At 73.9% G+C, this 14,225-nt stretch carries 15 protein-coding genes, 1 tRNA gene and 1 pseudogene; 8 read left to right on the forward strand and 9 right to left on the reverse strand.

Annotation, left to right across the window (positions count from 1 at the left end; translation table 11 throughout):
* Window positions 1–478: 478 nt before the first annotated feature.
* A tRNA-Val gene (locus OG559_RS02530) sits at window positions 479–550 on the reverse strand.
* Between the two features lie 50 nt (window positions 551–600).
* The gene (locus OG559_RS02535; RefSeq protein WP_405111916.1) at window positions 601–1,167 is read right to left on the reverse strand and encodes a TIGR02611 family protein; all 567 of its coding nucleotides are present in this window, start codon (window positions 1,165–1,167) and stop codon (window positions 601–603) included.
* 273 nt (window positions 1,168–1,440) lie between these two features.
* Here OG559_RS02535 and OG559_RS02540 point away from each other — a divergent pair, with 273 nt between their 5' ends.
* Window positions 1,441–1,872, forward strand: a complete 432-nt coding sequence (locus OG559_RS02540) for an SsgA family sporulation/cell division regulator (protein ID WP_007457244.1) — start codon at window positions 1,441–1,443, stop codon at window positions 1,870–1,872.
* Between the two features lie 89 nt (window positions 1,873–1,961).
* Here OG559_RS02540 and OG559_RS02545 read toward each other — a convergent pair whose 3' ends face one another.
* Window positions 1,962–2,738 (reverse strand): SDR family oxidoreductase, encoded by a 777-nt coding sequence (locus tag OG559_RS02545; protein ID WP_405111918.1) that lies wholly within the window; start codon window positions 2,736–2,738, stop codon window positions 1,962–1,964.
* Window positions 2,739–2,998: 260 nt separating this feature from the next.
* Between OG559_RS02545 and OG559_RS02550 the strand changes: the two are divergent.
* Window positions 2,999–4,048: pseudogene (locus tag OG559_RS02550) on the forward strand (helix-turn-helix transcriptional regulator); the annotation flags it as partial.
* A 184-nt stretch (window positions 4,049–4,232) separates the two neighbouring features.
* The gene (locus OG559_RS02555) at window positions 4,233–4,688 is read left to right on the forward strand and encodes an RrF2 family transcriptional regulator (RefSeq protein WP_405111921.1); all 456 of its coding nucleotides are present in this window, start codon (window positions 4,233–4,235) and stop codon (window positions 4,686–4,688) included.
* Window positions 4,689–4,773: 85 nt separating this feature from the next.
* Here the strand turns inward: OG559_RS02555 and OG559_RS02560 are convergent, their stop codons facing one another.
* On the reverse strand, window positions 4,774–5,328 hold the full coding sequence (locus OG559_RS02560; RefSeq protein ID WP_405116322.1) for a flavin reductase family protein: 555 nt from the start codon (window positions 5,326–5,328) through the stop codon (window positions 4,774–4,776).
* Window positions 5,329–5,539: 211 nt separating this feature from the next.
* The gene (locus OG559_RS02565) at window positions 5,540–5,617 is read right to left on the reverse strand and encodes a putative leader peptide (RefSeq protein ID WP_405103913.1); all 78 of its coding nucleotides are present in this window, start codon (window positions 5,615–5,617) and stop codon (window positions 5,540–5,542) included.
* Between the two features lie 249 nt (window positions 5,618–5,866).
* Here OG559_RS02565 and OG559_RS02570 point away from each other — a divergent pair, with 249 nt between their 5' ends.
* On the forward strand, window positions 5,867–6,049 hold the full coding sequence (locus OG559_RS02570; protein WP_405111924.1) for a DUF4236 domain-containing protein: 183 nt from the start codon (window positions 5,867–5,869) through the stop codon (window positions 6,047–6,049).
* A gap of 92 nt (window positions 6,050–6,141) precedes the next feature.
* On the opposite strand, the gene OG559_RS02575 is transcribed toward OG559_RS02570, so the two are convergent.
* A complete protein-coding gene (locus OG559_RS02575; protein WP_405111927.1) occupies window positions 6,142–7,062 on the reverse strand; it encodes a hypothetical protein in 921 nt (306 codons plus the stop codon).
* A gap of 49 nt (window positions 7,063–7,111) precedes the next feature.
* Entirely contained in the window at window positions 7,112–7,633 is a 522-nt protein-coding gene (locus tag OG559_RS02580; protein ID WP_405111930.1) for a VOC family protein, read from the reverse strand.
* Window positions 7,634–7,680: 47 nt separating this feature from the next.
* On the opposite strand from OG559_RS02580, the gene OG559_RS02585 reads away from it, so the two are divergent.
* Entirely contained in the window at window positions 7,681–8,142 is a 462-nt protein-coding gene (locus OG559_RS02585) for a MarR family winged helix-turn-helix transcriptional regulator (RefSeq protein ID WP_396673221.1), read from the forward strand.
* 60 nt (window positions 8,143–8,202) lie between these two features.
* On the forward strand, window positions 8,203–9,855 hold the full coding sequence (locus OG559_RS02590) for a tetratricopeptide repeat protein (RefSeq protein WP_405111933.1): 1,653 nt from the start codon (window positions 8,203–8,205) through the stop codon (window positions 9,853–9,855).
* A 111-nt stretch (window positions 9,856–9,966) separates the two neighbouring features.
* Here OG559_RS02590 and OG559_RS02595 read toward each other — a convergent pair whose 3' ends face one another.
* Window positions 9,967–10,593: an SGNH/GDSL hydrolase family protein gene (locus tag OG559_RS02595; protein ID WP_405111936.1), complete on the reverse strand. Its 627-nt coding sequence runs from the start codon at window positions 10,591–10,593 to the stop codon at window positions 9,967–9,969.
* Window positions 10,594–10,817: 224 nt separating this feature from the next.
* Here OG559_RS02595 and OG559_RS02600 point away from each other — a divergent pair, with 224 nt between their 5' ends.
* Complete coding sequence (locus OG559_RS02600; RefSeq protein ID WP_405116324.1) at window positions 10,818–13,034, forward strand: HelD family protein; 2,217 nt, start codon at window positions 10,818–10,820, stop codon at window positions 13,032–13,034.
* Window positions 13,035–13,133: 99 nt separating this feature from the next.
* On the opposite strand, the gene OG559_RS02605 is transcribed toward OG559_RS02600, so the two are convergent.
* Window positions 13,134–13,541, reverse strand: coding sequence for a hypothetical protein (locus tag OG559_RS02605; RefSeq protein ID WP_387024857.1), 408 nt, complete (start codon window positions 13,539–13,541; stop codon window positions 13,134–13,136).
* Window positions 13,542–13,776: 235 nt separating this feature from the next.
* Between OG559_RS02605 and OG559_RS02610 the strand changes: the two genes are divergently transcribed.
* Window positions 13,777–14,172 (forward strand): hypothetical protein, encoded by a 396-nt coding sequence (locus OG559_RS02610; RefSeq protein ID WP_405111939.1) that lies wholly within the window; start codon window positions 13,777–13,779, stop codon window positions 14,170–14,172.
* Window positions 14,173–14,225 lie beyond the last annotated feature (53 nt).

Genomic DNA, 14,225 nt, shown 5'->3' on the forward strand with positions numbered 1-14,225 from the left:
TGGGTGCCGGTGCCCCGGTGACCGGCGGTGTGGTGCTGGCCGATGGCGCGGTGGTTGGATCGACCGCACCTGCGGCCGATGTGGACGGGCTGGGACTCGGGCTGGCTCCCCCCAGTAGGTCCCCGATGATGTCGCCTAGATCTGTCAGCAGACCCCCTCCTCCGGGGTCGGGCGACTTGTCGGCGGGCACCAGCACAGCGATGTGCATGATCAGACCTCCCCACGTGTGGCCTGGTATTACATGTGAGCCATCGACCGTATCCGTGGGAATCCCACGTCGCACCCCTCATGGATTGGCATAGTGCGCGAGGGGTGACGGATAGGTGATCATGGGAGGTCACCGACTTATTCACCCGGCGTCAAATGCTGGATGCAGCTCCCCTGCTGACTCACCAGTGACTCATGATCTCCACCGGGACAGCAGAAAGGCCAGGTCTGGGGCTTCCCAGAACCTGGCCTTACCTGCATATATTCGAGGTGGGCGATGCTGGTATCGAACCAGCGACCTCTTCGGTGTGAACGAAGCGCTCTCCCACTGAGCTAATCGCCCTCAGCGCCGATGACTCTACCCGATCGAGGGACCGGACCGCGAATCCGGGGTCAGTTCGTCGCGAGGTAGTGCAGCAGCCGGGCCAGCAGGTCGATGCCGAGGCTGTACTTGAGCGAGAGCCAGACCACCACGGCGACGAAGACCAGGCCCACGGACCCGAGCACGAACCGCACCGCCAGGGACCGGCTGGTGACCCACCGGGTCCAGCCGTGCACGTGCCGGCGGGTGAAGTTGAGCAGCCGGCGGGCCCAGTGGAACTCCACGGCCCAGATGCCCAGCCCGGCGATCACCAGCAGCCAGCCGGGGCCGGGCAGCGGGATCAGGGCGATACCGATGGTGACGACGAGGGCGCCGGCGATGGAGATGAATATCTTGAGGGCGACGCGGCCGGTGGGGTTGGCGCGGATCAGGTCGAGGGTGGTGCCCACCCGCTGCCGGAGACGCCCGCGGCGCCGCACGGCGACCGCCGTCCCGCCCCCGGCGCCCGAGCCGTCGGGGCCACCCCGGCCGCGCTGATCCTTCGGCACTGCGTACCCCCGCCTTTCGGCTGCTCGGGCCCCTCCTTTCGGGGGGCCGGACCAAGCCGGCGCATCCACTGAGGATCGGTTCGTAGCCATTTCGCCCTCCAGTGTCGCTCCGGCCCGTCACTCCATCGGACCACTGGACGTTACCGGAGTAAGTCGACGTCTGAACCACCCGATGCCGGGCGGGATCACGTACTGGGCAGAACCGGATATCGTACAAGAATTTTCACATTCTAGCGGCGTTTCCGACCCCCTTCCCACCACTGGGTGAAGTCAGCGTATGGCGGAGCGTAGCCAGGAGTAGCACCTGAGTATGGGAAAAGCGGGACACGCGCGTTCCGCAGCGGTGCCGGGGGGAGAACGTCCATGAGTGTCATCCGACCGACGACCGTAGAGGTCGAGACGTCGCTAAGGCTCGTCGCGCCTGACGCCACCGCATTGCCGGTGCGTGCCAGCCTGCGTTACGACCCTGCTGATCCGTATGCGGTCCATGTCCTGTTCCATGCCGAATCCGCCGGCGGCGAGGCGGTGAGCTGGTCGTTCGCCCGCGAACTGCTGGTCACCGGCCTGGACGAGCCGGCCGGTATCGGCGACGTGCGGGTCTGGCCGTGGGCCACCCCGCGCGGCGACTTCGTCGCGCTGGCCCTGTCGTCACCGGACGGCAACGCCCTGTTCGAGGTGCCGCGCAGCGTCCTGGTGCGCTTCCTGCGGCGGACCTACGTCGTCGTCCCGCGCGGCCGGGAGGCCGAGCACCTGGACGTCGACACAGCGGTGAACCGGCTCCTCGCCGGTCGCTGACAACGACGCCGGCCGGGGCCACGCGGATCTGCCGAGTCCGCGCGACCCCGGCCGCTGCCGTGGGTACGCACTCAGCCGTGGGTACGTGCTCAGCCGTGCGTCGTGATCCCGCCGTCGACGGGGATGACCGCGCCGGTCAGGTACGCCCCCGCCCGCGACGACAGGTAGATCGCGGTGCCGGCCATGTCCTCGGGGCGCCCGATCCGGCCGAGCGGGACCTGCTGCTCGATCGCCGACCGGGCCGCCGGGTCCTCCAGCGCGAAGGCCATCATCTTGCTCTCGAACGGCCCCGGCGCGATCGCGTTCACGGTGATCCGCTCGCCGGCGAGCTGGTGGGCGAGGCCACGGGTGAGCATGTGCACGGCCGCCTTGGTGGCCGAGTAGGCGTACACCTCCATGGACGGCACCCGGATGCCGTCGATCGAGCCGATGTTGATCACCCGGGCCGGGTCGTCGTCGGTGGCCGCCGCGCGCAGCGCCGGCAACAGGGCGGTGGTGAGCCGGAAGACGGCCTTGACGTTGACCGCCCAGAGCTTGTCGAACGCGGTCTCCGGGTACGACTCCAGCGGCGCTCCCCAGGTCGCCCCGGCGTTGTTGACCAGCACGTCGAGCCGGTCCACCCGCTCCCGGACGGCCGCGGCCAGGCCCTCGGCCCCCGCGTCGTGGCCCAGGTCGGCGGGGATCGCCGCGCAGCGCCCCTCGGCGGACAGCTCCTCTGCCACCGCCTCGCAGACGTCCGCCTTGCGGGAAGAAATGATCACGTCCGCGCCGGCCCGCGCGAAGCCGCGGGCGATCATCAGCCCGATGCCCCGTGAGCCGCCCGTGACGAGGACCGTCTTGCCTTCGACCGAGAACAGATCCGTCATGCCCATCCCATCGCCGTTCGGGGGCCGCCGGCGGTCCGCCGGACCCGACGCTACCGATCGGTAACCTAGCCCGGTCGCCGTGCCCCGACAAGCCGCCGGGCCGGCGAGGAACGGGTTACCTCGGGGCCTCGACAAGCCGCCGGGCCGGCGTGAAACGGGTTACCCCGGGACCGCGACAAGCCGCCGGGCCGGCGCGGGACGGGGCGGCCCCGGGCCGCGTCGGGATGCGGCCCGCTCGGGCGCGGGTTACCGTCGCAGCGATGGTCCCCTCCGGTCAGCCCTCCCCGGCACCCCCCACCGACCAGGCGTCGACCCGCCCCGACCTCGCGACGGCCCGCCCCGCCCTCGCGCCCCGCGCCGAGGCCGCCGCCCGGTCCACCGGCATCGCCGCCCTCACCCTCGGCGACCTCGCCCCGGACCCCGAGTGGCGACGCCCCGTCCTGCTCGACGCGGACCTCGTGGTCCTGATCACCGGCGGCCACGGCACCGCCGAGCTGGACTTCCGGCCGCTACCCTGCCGCCCCGGAACCCTGCTGCGGGTACGCCCCGGTCAGGCGCTGCGCCACGCCGGGGGGCGGCTCGACGCCGTGGTGCTGCGCTGGACGCCCGCGGCCCTGCTGCGGGACCCGGGCCTCGACGGCGACGGTGTGCCGGCACACCGGCAGCTCGCCGGCGAGGACGGGGACGCGGTGCTCAACGAGGTCACCCAGCTCGTGGTGGACCTGCGACGGCAACCGGACGTGCCCGCCGCCCGCGCCCTGCTCCGTCACCAGCTCGCCGTGCTGCTGCTGCGGCTCACACTGCTGGACGCCGACCCGGCGAACCCGGTGCAGGCCGAGCGGCGCGCCGAGAGCACCACATTCCAGCGGCTCCGCCAGGAGATCGAGCGCGGCTACCAGCACACCCGCCGGGTGGAGGACTACGCGACCCGGATCGGCTGCTCGGTGCGTACCCTCACCCGAGCCTGCCTGGCGGTGACCGGGCGCAGCGCGAAGCAGGTGATCGACGAGCGGGTTGCCCTGCAGGCCAGCCGGCTGCTCGCCGCCACCGACGAGCCGATCGCCCGGATCGGTCGCCGGCTGGGTTTCCCGGAGCCGACCAACTTCGGCCGCTTCTTCACCCGCGAGGCGGGGGTGAGCCCCGGCGTGTTCCGGGCTGCCCGGGGCCGGCCGACGCCCACCGGGCCGCCGCAGCGGGACCTCGAGGGCCGCGAGCCGGTGCCGCCCCACCGAGACCGCGAGCAGGCGTCGTACCACAACGGGCGGGAGCAGCCGCCGGCCACGCGCGCGGGCGACGGCAGGCGGCCGGACGCGCCGGGCCGATCGGGTGGAGCGGGCGGGTTGTCGCGCAACAGCCGGGAGCATGCGGCGACGGGCGGGCGGGAGGGTCCGGCGGGCCACGGCGGCGGGCGGGACGGGGCGGCGGCGAGCCGGATCGTCCGGCCCCGGCCGCCCACCGACCCGACCGGCAAGGCGGGGCGGGCATGATGAGGGGGTGCAGATCTCCGCGCGCGGTGACTATGCGGTACGGGCGGCTCTGAGCCTCGCCACCGCGTACCCCTCCCTGCTGTCCACCCAGGCCATCGCGGCGGAACAGGACATGCCGCGCAAGTTCCTGGAGGCGGTCCTGGCCGACCTGCGCCGGGCCGGGCTGGTCCGGGCCCAGCGGGGCGCCGAGGGCGGCTACACGCTGGCCCGGCCGCCGAAGGAGGTCACCATCGGGGCGATCCTGCGCGCCGTCGACGGCCCACTGGCCGGGGTGCGCGGAATGCGTCCCGAGGAGACCAGCTACGAGGGGGCGGCGGAGAACCTGCCCCGGCTCTGGGTCGCCGTCCGGGCGGCGGTCCGGCAGGTGGTCGACGAGGTGAGCCTGTCCGAGCTGACCAGCGGCCGGCTGCCGGGCCACGTGCGGCGGCTGATCGCCCCGCCCGAGGCCTGGGAACCCCGCTGACCGCCGCTCGCGGGCGACAGCGGCGCGGACGGGGCCGGCGGCGGGTCGACCCCGGCGCCTGACCCCTCGGTACGGGCCGGCGCGCTCAGCCGGGGACCTCCCACGGGGCGACGGTGGTGGTGAAGTTGGCCCGGTGGTGCACCAGCGGGTTGCTGTCCTCCCCCGACCCGAGAGCCAGCGGCTCGGCGATGACGATCGTGTGGTCGCCTGCGGTCACCCGGTGCACCACCCGGCAGAGCAGCACCGCGAGCGCCCCGTCGACCAGTGGCACCCCGAACGGGCCGGCCGTCCAGCCCCGGTGCGCGGCGAAGCGGTCGATGCCGCTGGTGGCGAAGGTTCGGGCCACCTGCTGCTGCCCGGCCGCGAGCAGATGCACGGCCACGTGCTCCGCGCGTTCGATGACCGGCCAGCTCGACGACGCCCGGGCAAGGCAGAACGACACCAGCGGCGGCTCCAGCGACACCGAGGTGAACGAGGTGGCGGTGAACCCGGCCGGCGGCAGCGGCGGGCGTCCCCGGCCTGCGGAGGGCCCCGGCGCGGTGACCACGGTGACCGTGGCCGCCTGCCGGCGCAGCAGGGCGCGGAGCAGGTTGGTGTCGACCGGGCACAGCTCGACGGCGCCGGCCCCGGGCCGGTCCACGGTGGGTGGGACGGGCGCGACGGGGGTGGGCTGCAGCGGACGCGGGGATGGGGATGGGGGCACGGCTGTCTCCTGATCTGTCCACGGAGGAGGCGGGTCCACGATCGGTGGAGCGCGCCCCGGCAGGCGGGACGCGGTGGAACGCCCTCCGCCGTGAGCGGACGGGCGGACGGGACGCGGTGACGGTGGCCGAGCCGGCCGACCGGTCAGCTCAACAGAGCGCGCTCGCGTGCCGGACCAGGTCGACGTGCACGCGGGCGGTGAGGAGAGGCTCGTCCCGCTGCGACATGTGCTCATCGTGCCGTCGTCCCGCGTGGCCGGTCAACGCCCTTCCACAAGGTGAGATCAGCGTCTCCAGACCCGATCTCCATCGCTTCCACCAGCACTGACCACCCCGCAACACCCATGCGTTGGATAGAGATTGTCGCGCCGTGCGACGACACAGTCCAGTGGGGACCTGGAGAGGTTTCGCGAATCGTCGTTTCGGGCATGTTCGATCTCGACACGGCAGACGATTGGTGACGAAGGGAGCCCCGCGATGGGCCTCATGTTCCGTAAGCGCAAGAAGTACGGCCCGATCATCCTGAACTTCACCGAGAACGGCTTCTCCTCGTGGAGCATCAAGATCGGCCGATGGTCCTGGAACTCGCGGGCCAAGGCGCACCGCGTCGACCTGCCCGGTCCGCTGTCGTGGAAGCAGGACAAGTCCCGGGCCTCCTGACCTCCCGGATTCGAGCGGGGCGCCGACGCTGACGTCGGCGCCCCGCTCGCCGTCCCGGCGACGGCCTGACCACGCCCCCCACGTGCCGGGGCTCAGGCAGCCGGGCCGCCACCCGGGGCTGCGGTGATCACCACGTCCCCGCCGAGCCGGCCGTGCTCCGGGTCGCGGGTCACCGCCCCCGATTCGAGCAGACCGGTCACCGCCCGGGTCGCGTCGGCAGCCCGGTAGGGCGTCGCGGTGAGGGCGTGTCGGCGCAGCTCGGTGACCGTCCCCGGGCCGTGGCGGTCGAGTTCGGCGAGTAGTTCCCGGGCCAGCGGTCCCGGGTCCGGCTCCGCGACGACATCGAAGGGCCGCCCCCGCGGGTCGGCCGGGTCGAGCAGGCGCATCCCGGAGGCGACCGCCCAGAGCGCGTCCTTGAACGCCTGGAGGCTGCGGTCCGACGAGGTCGCGAACGCCATGTGCCACCCGTCGGACCCGCCGGCCGGCGGCTTCGCCGGGGCGGTCGCCGCGACCAGGTGGGCCTCGGTGACCAGCGGGAAGCCGGCCGCGTCCAGCGCCGGCCGGAGGGGCGCTCCGGGGCCGTCGACCAGCAGCAGGTCGGCCGGGCGGCCGGCCCGCGCGGCGGCCAGCAGGGCCGGCGTCGGGTCCGCGCCGTGGGCCACGGTCAGCAGCGGCGCGCCCACCGCCCCGGCCGCCTTGAGCGCCACCGGCAGCCGCCCCGGGTCGCCGGGCATGACGTGCACGGTCACCTCGGCGGGCAGGGTCGCCTCGATCGCGCCCAACCGGGCCGGCAGCGCCTGGTCGCCGTCGGCCAGCACCAGGATGGTCAGCCGGAACCCGCGCAGCCGGTCGGCGAGGTCCGCCACCGCCCGCAGCGCGGCGTCCGCGCCCCCCGCGTCGGTCCCGGCGTACGCCAGGGCGAGGGTGGCCCGCCGGGCGCGGTGCAGCGCTGCGGGCAACCAGGCTTCGAGCTGTCGGGCGAGCAGCTCGTGCAGGACGGTGTCGGTCGGCATGCTGTCGTTCTACCCCACCGGCCCGGGACGCGGCTCCCCACCCCGGCGGTCAGGCCGGGACGGAGATACCCACCCCGCCGCGGGTCTGACCGCCGTAGCGCTGCCGCTCGCGGTCCAGGTCGAGGCGGCCGATCCGCTTGCGGGCGGCCAGGGCGTCGTCGTCGAGCCGGTCGGCCGGGATCAGCCAGACGATCTCGAACTCGAGCCCGTCCGGGTCCTGTCCGTAGAGGCTCTTGGTGGTGCCGTGGTCGGAGCTGCCGACCAGGGCGCCGGCGGCGGTCAGTCGCTCGGCGGTGACGGCGAGCTCGTCGAGGGTGTCGACCTCCCAGGCCAGGTGGTAGAGGCCGACGGTGGCTCGGCCCGCGGTGGAGCGGCCGGCGGCCCGGCCGAGCTCGAACAGGCCGAGGTCGTGGTCGTTGGTGGAGCCGGCGGCCTGGAGGAAGGCCGCGCCCCGGAACCCGTCGGGGGTCATCGGGATGACCCGGAAGCCCAGCACGTCACGGTAGAAGGCGACGCTGCGGGCCAGGTCGGAGACGTAGAGGACGGCGTGGTTGAGGCGGTGGATTCCCATGCCGTCCAGGCTAGCGCGATTTGGTTGAGCGTTCAACAAGTTCGGTTATGCTGGTGTCCATGACCCGCTGGCTGGACCCTGACGAGCAACGCACCTGGCGGGCGTACCTCGCCGCCTCCCGGGCGCTGATGGACACGCTCGACCGCGAGCTGCAACGCGACGCGGGCATGCCGCACGCGTACTACGAGATCCTGGTCCGGCTCTCCGAGGCGCCCGACCGGCGGCTGCGGATGGGCGATCTGGCCGACGCGACCGGCTCCTCGCGCAGCCGGCTCTCACACGCCGCCGCGAGGCTGGAGGCGTCCGGCTGGATCCGGCGGGAGGACTGCCCGACCGACCGGCGCGGGCAGGTCGCCGCGCTCACCGACGCCGGGTATGCCGCCCTCGCCGCCGCCGCGCCCGGCCACGTCGAGGGGGTGCGCCGGCATCTCTTCGACGCGCTCAGCCCCGCCCAGGTGGACCAGCTCCGCCGGATCAGCGAGACGCTCGCCGACCACCTGACCGGATGATGACCGAATCGCGATAGTCGGGGGGTTGTACATATTGTCGCGGGACGGCCACGATGGGGCGTGTCCTCCGCGTTCGGTGATTTGACCGTCCAGGCGCACCACCTGGTGTCCGCCGGCGACCTGGCCGGCGCGCAACAGCTGCTCTCCGACGCGCTGAGCGACGCCGATCCGCGCCCCGACCACGCCTCCCCCGAGCTGGCCGACGCCGCCGGCCTCCAGGCCCGTGTGCTGGTCGCGCTGGGCGAGCCCCACTCGGCGCGGGGCTGGGCTGCTTTCACGTACGCGGCCACGAGCCGGCTGTACAGCCCCTCCGACCCGCGTACGGTCTCGGCGGCGGCGACCCTCGCCGCGGTGCTGCACCGGGTCGGCAGCTACGCCCGCGCCGCCCGGCTCTACTCCGACGTCATCATCGAGCTGACCGCCTCCGACGGGCCGGAGTCGCTGCGGGTGCTGGCCGCCCACGCCGACCTGGCCACCGTCGAGTACGCCCGCGGCCAGTGCGAGGTGGCCCGGGAGCGGTTGCAGGACGCCTGGGAGCTGCACCGGGAGGTGTACGGGGACGGCCATTCCAGCGGTATCAAGATGCTGGCCCGGCTCGGGGCGATGCAGCGCGACTGCGGGGAGTTCGCCGAGGCGCACGACCACCTGGCCCTGGCCCGGGAGCTGTGCCGGCAGCACCTCGCCATGGACGACCCGCTCGCCGTGCAGGTGGCGGGCCTGGCCCGGGCCGCCGCCAACCCCGACCACGTCTGTGCGCGGACGCCCCCGGTCGACCGGGAGGAGCCGGCGGAGGCACCCGTGGTCCCGGCAGCCCGCGTCCCGCCGGCCGCCGAGGGACCACCGACGTACCAGACGGCGTGGCCGCCGGAGGACGACCCGTACCCGCCGGCCGTGCCCGCCCCCCGGACGCCCCCGGACGGGGTGGCCCACCACGCCCCCGCGTACCCCGGCGGAGACGACGGCTGGCCCCGGGACGACGACGAGCGGGGCGGCCGGCCGTACCCGGACGGCGACGAGCGGGGCGGCCGGCCGTACCCGGAGGACGACCACCGGTGGCCGGACGAGCCGGGATGGCCGGCCGCGAGCTCGCTGCCCCCGACGGTCGCCGGCCTGGCCGGTGCCGCCGACGAGCCGGCCGGGGTGCGGGCCGTGCACCCGCCCGTGACCCGGGAGGACCGGTCCCGGCTGCTCCCGGTGCTGGTCCCCCGCCCGCCCGCGCCCCCGCCGCGCCGGCTCACCCCGCTCGTGGTGCTCGGCGGGGTGACCGTGGTGGTGCTCGGCACGGCGGCGGTGATCGCCGGGGTCGCCCGGGTCGACCGCCCGGCACCCGGCCCGGTGCCCTCGGTCACCGCCCCGTCGGGCACCAGCACCCCGGGTGGCGGCCCGTCCGGCGGCGCACCGTCCGGCGGAGCGTCGGCCAGTCCACGGGCCGCCGCCTCACCCGGCACCCCGCCGGGCGGCTTCACCGTCCGGGACAACCGGGACAACATCGCGCTGCGCTGGACGTACCCGGCCGGCGCGACCGGGCCGGTGGTGCTCGCCAAGGGCCAGTCCGGGCAGGAGCCCCGCGCGTTCGAGACCCTCCCGCCGGGCAGCACGAGCCTGCTGGTCTACGGCCTGGACCGGGCCGACGACTACTGCTTCACCGTGGCGGTGGTGTGGTCGGTGGAGACGGTCGGCCGGACCAGCCAGGTCTGCACGAACCGCGGCTGACCGGGATGCACCGCCGGCAGACCGGGCCACCGGGGCCGGCACGTCGCGGGCGGCGGGGTGCGGTCGGTGCTCTGGCGTGGGGCCGGTGCGGCCTGGCAGGGCCGGTGGGCGTCAGGCGGCCAGGGCGGTCAGGAAGGCGTCCGCGATGACCGCGTGGCCGGGCAGCCCCGGGTGCACCCGGTCGTCGGCCCAGCGGCTCGACGGGCTGTGCCGCAGCACCCGGTCGAAGGCGGCCTGGGTGGCCACGTGCACCGCGTCGAAGTCCTTGGCGAGGGCGGCCACCACGGCGGCGTACCGGTCGGTCTCGACGCGCTGCGGCTCGTCGACGTCGGCCTCGATGAGGAACGGGTCGGCGAGGAGCAGCCGGCACCCCGTGGCGTCCACGGCCCGGCGCAGCAGCGCGCGCAGGGTGCGCTCGTACTCGTCGATCGGCACCGCCTCGGCCTCCCGGCCGGGGACGAACGCGCGCCAGATGTCGTTGATCCCGATCATCACGGAGAGCCAGTCGGGGCGCTCGCCGATCGCGTCGGCGTCCCAGCGGGCCGCCAGGTCCCGGACGGTGTTGCCGCTGATCCCCCGGTTGACCCAGGTCAGCTCGCGCTCCGGGTGCCGGGCGTCGACGAACGCGCGGACCAGACTCGGGTACCCGACACCGTAGGGGGCGGCGGCATCACGTCGGCCGCAGTCGGTGATGCTGTCCCCGATGAAGACGACGCGCTGACCGGCACCCAGCAACATCCCGCACGACTCCGTCCCCGGCGGCGGTGGTTCCCGACCGATCGCTTGGTGGGAGAGGTCGTCGCACGGTATCTTTTGCAGTTCAGGCACAAAAAAGGAACGGCGATAATTGCCGTTCCGAATGCAATCCTAATCACTAGGGAGACGGCTTGTCAAGGCACTCCGCGGGTCCCGACGAGCTACGGCACGACGATGAGATCGGCCCCGAGCAGGAGTACGTCTCCATGCTCTACGGCCGGCTGGACGGCATGCGGGAACAGGCCGCCCGGCGGCTCGCCGAGGAACTGCACACCACCGGCGGCACCCTCCAGGCCCGGTCGCAGCGGGACAGCTCCGTGCAGATGTACGCCGAACAGGTCGAACAGTTCTCCGCCGTCGAGAACGGGCTCTGCTTCGGCCGGTTGGACGCCGACAACGGCGCGCGCCACTACATCGGCCGGATCGGCATCTTCGACACCAGCGGCGACTACGACCCGCTGCTGATGGACTGGCGGGCCCCCGCCGCCCGGGCCTTCTACCTGGCCACCGCCGCCAACCCGCAGGGTGTACGGCGGCGACGGCACCTGCGGACCCGGCAGCGCAAGGTGACGGCCCTCAACGACGAGGTGCTCGACCTGGCCGCCGCCTCCCCCACCGCGCACGAGGAGCTGACCGGGGAGGCGTCGCTGCTCGCCGCGCTCACCGCCGGCCGGACCGGCCGGATGCGCGACATCGTCGAGACCATCCAGGCCGAGCAGGACCGGATCATCCGCGCCGACCTGCCCGGCACGCTGGTGGTCCAGGGCGGCCCGGGCACCGGCAAGACCGCCGTCGCCCTGCACCGCGCGGCGTACCTGCTCTACACCCACCGCAATGTGCTCTCCAGCCGGGGCGTGCTGCTGGTCGGCCCGAACGAGACGTTCCTGCGCTACATCTCGCAGGTGCTCCCGGCGCTGGCCGAGACGGGCGTGCTGCTGCGTACCCCCGGGGACCTTTTTCCCGGGGTCAGCGCCCGCCGGACGGAACCGGCGGAGGCCGCGGCGGTCAAGGGCCGTTCCGAGATGGTGCAGGTGCTCACCGAGGCAGTGCGGGACCGGCAGTGGGTTCCCGACGAACCGCTGGAGATCGAGGTCGAGCGGGAGGTGCTGCGGCTGGACCCGGAGACCGTCCGGGCGGCCCGGGACCGCGCCCGCCGCACCGGCCGGCCGCACAACCTGGCCCGCGCGGTCTTCGACGTCGAGATCGTGCACGCCCTGGCCGACCAGGTGGCCGACCGGATCGGTGCGGACCCGCTGGGCGGGGAGAACCTGCTCGACGAGGCCGACGTCGCGGAGATCCGCCGCGAGCTGCGCGAGGAGCCCGAGGTGCGGGCCGCGCTGGACCGACTCTGGCCGGTGCTCACCCCGCAGCGCCTGCTCACCGACCTGTACGCCGACCCCGACCGGATCGCCGCCGCCGCGCCCGAGCTGACCGACGCCGAGCGGGCCCTGCTGCGCCGCGAGCCGGGAGGCTGGACGCCGGCCGACGTGCCGCTGCTCGACGAGGCCGCCGAGCTGCTCGGCGAGGACGACCGCACCGCTGCGGCCCGCCGGCAGCGCATCCGGGCTTTCCAACGCGAGTACGCCGAGGGCGTGCTGGAGATCGCCCGGGGCTCCCGCTCCATCGACGTGGAGGACGAGGCCGAGGGCGGCGAGATCCTCGGCGTCACCGACCTGCTGGACGCCGACCAGTTGCTGGAGCGCCAGGAGGAGTCCGACGGGCTGACCGCCGCCCAGCGCGCCGCCGCCGACCGGGGTTGGGCGTTCGGGCACGTGATCGTCGACGAGGCGCAGGAGCTGTCGCCGATGGCCTGGCGGCTGCTGATGCGCCGCTGCCCGAGCCGGTCGATGACGATCGTCGGGGACGTGGCGCAGACCGGGGCGCTCGCCGGCACCCCGTCCTGGGCCGACGCGCTGGAGCCGTACGTGGCGCAGCGGTGGCGGCTGGAGGAGCTGACCGTCAGCTACCGCACGCCCGCCGAGATCATGGCGGTGGCCGCCGAGGTGCTGACGAAGATCGACCCGCACCTGCTCCCGCCGCGCTCCGTACGGGAGAGCGGGGTGCCGCCGTGGGACCGTCGGGTCGCCGAGGACGCGCTGCCCCGCGAGCTGACCGGGGCGGCGGTCGCCGAGGCGGCCGGGCTGGCCGACGGGCGGCTCGGGGTGATCGTCCCCGCGGGCCGGGTCGACGAGCTGGGCGCCGCCCTGGTCGCGGCGCTGCCGGAGGCGGCCGTCGGCGAGCACCCGGAGTTGGAGAGCCGGGTGGTCGTGCTGACCGTCGGGCAGGCCAAGGGGTTGGAGTTCGACTCCGTCCTGGTGGTCGACCCGGAACGGATCGTGGCCGAGTCCCCGCGCGGGCACAGCGACCTGTACGTCGCCCTGACCCGCGCCACCCAACGCCTGGGCATCCTCCGCCCCACCTGACCCCCACCCCCCACCCACCACCCGGGACATCCGCGCACTTTCACGGAATCAGTGGCCTCGCGGCGCCGAATAGCCACTCATTCCGTGAAAGTGCCGGTCTCACTCGTCGGTGAAGTCGCCGACCTGGCTGGCGCTGCTCGACTGGTCACTCGTCGAGCCACCCGCCGGGGTGCTCAGGCCACCCGTGGTGGCGTCGCCGGTGGTGGTCGGTGCGACCTTCCCCGGGTGCCGTTCCGGCTGCCGGGCCACCCGCCGGACGCTCGCCGGGCCGGCGGTGCCGCCGGTCGTGGTCAGCGCGCCCTGGCCCCGGGTCGGGCCGCCGTCGCGCAGCACCTCCGGGTCGATCGGGACGTCCGCCGGGTCACCCGGGTCCTCCTCCTGGAGGACCCGCGTCTCGTCGGTCTGCGGCACGGTGACCTCGTCGAGGGCCCCCGGGCCGTACACCCCGCCGGCGATCCGTTGCTCGGCCTTACGGGCGGACTCCCGCACCATGTCGTCCTCACGCACGTCCATCACCTCGCAGATCTGTCGGATCGTCCTGCGTGCCCGGGTGCCGGCCGACCAAACCCCACGCCAGGCCCACGCTGACGCCGCCATTCGGTGGGCCGGCGGGTGTTACCTCGACGGACCCCCGGGTAGTCGGGGGTTGCCCCCGCCGAGAACGCCAACCGTGCCGTGGCCGAAACGCGGTAGCGGGGCGAGGGAGCGCAGGTAGGACTCATCGCATCCTGAGGAGGACAAGATGAGCACGCAGGCTGCATCCACCAGGTCGACGAACCGGACCCAGGAAGCGCCGAACCGCGCGATGAACGACATGCCGAACCGCGCGATGAACGAAGCGCCCACCCGGCAGATGCCGATGATGCACGACGGGCACCGCGAGCCGATGCAGGCACCGGGTACGGAGACCAAGCAGGCCTTCATGACAACGGAGTTCTGGGTCTACGTCGCCTCGGTGATCGGCGTGCTGGCCGCGTCGTACCTGGTCGGCAAGAACTCGGTCGGGGTGGACATCTTCCGCGCCCCGCAGGCCTGGTTCTTCATCACGCTGCTGAGCATCGGTTACCTCGGTAGCCGGGGTCTGGCCAAGGCCGGCAGCAGCTTCCGCAGCGGCACGGAGCGCAAGAGCAGGCACTGACCGCACGGATCAGCTCCGAGCAGCACGGTGGCCCTCCGGGAGAATCCCGGAGG

The sequence above is a fragment of the Micromonospora sp. NBC_01405 genome (assembly GCF_045040155.1).
GTDB lineage: Bacteria > Actinomycetota > Actinomycetes > Mycobacteriales > Micromonosporaceae > Micromonospora.

What these genes read in the sequence shown, in the direction of transcription:
- OG559_RS02535 (WP_405111916.1), bottom strand. Translation starts at nt 1,167, where the DNA reads ATGGCTACGAACCGATCCTCAGTGGATGCGCCGGCTTGGTCCGGCCCC.
- OG559_RS02540 (WP_007457244.1), top strand. Translation starts at nt 1,441, where the DNA reads ATGAGTGTCATCCGACCGACGACCGTAGAGGTCGAGACGTCGCTAAGG.
- OG559_RS02545 (WP_405111918.1), bottom strand. Translation starts at nt 2,738, where the DNA reads ATGACGGATCTGTTCTCGGTCGAAGGCAAGACGGTCCTCGTCACGGGC.
- OG559_RS02565 (WP_405103913.1), bottom strand. Translation starts at nt 5,617, where the DNA reads ATGTCGCAGCGGGACGAGCCTCTCCTCACCGCCCGCGTGCACGTCGAC.
- OG559_RS02570 (WP_405111924.1), top strand. Translation starts at nt 5,867, where the DNA reads ATGGGCCTCATGTTCCGTAAGCGCAAGAAGTACGGCCCGATCATCCTG.
- OG559_RS02575 (WP_405111927.1), bottom strand. Translation starts at nt 7,062, where the DNA reads ATGCCGACCGACACCGTCCTGCACGAGCTGCTCGCCCGACAGCTCGAA.
- OG559_RS02580 (WP_405111930.1), bottom strand. Translation starts at nt 7,633, where the DNA reads ATGGGAATCCACCGCCTCAACCACGCCGTCCTCTACGTCTCCGACCTG.
- OG559_RS02585 (WP_396673221.1), top strand. Translation starts at nt 7,681, where the DNA reads ATGCTGGTGTCCATGACCCGCTGGCTGGACCCTGACGAGCAACGCACC.
- OG559_RS02595 (WP_405111936.1), bottom strand. Translation starts at nt 10,593, where the DNA reads ATGTTGCTGGGTGCCGGTCAGCGCGTCGTCTTCATCGGGGACAGCATC.
- OG559_RS02600 (WP_405116324.1), top strand. Translation starts at nt 10,818, where the DNA reads ATGCTCTACGGCCGGCTGGACGGCATGCGGGAACAGGCCGCCCGGCGG.
- OG559_RS02610 (WP_405111939.1), top strand. Translation starts at nt 13,777, where the DNA reads ATGAGCACGCAGGCTGCATCCACCAGGTCGACGAACCGGACCCAGGAA.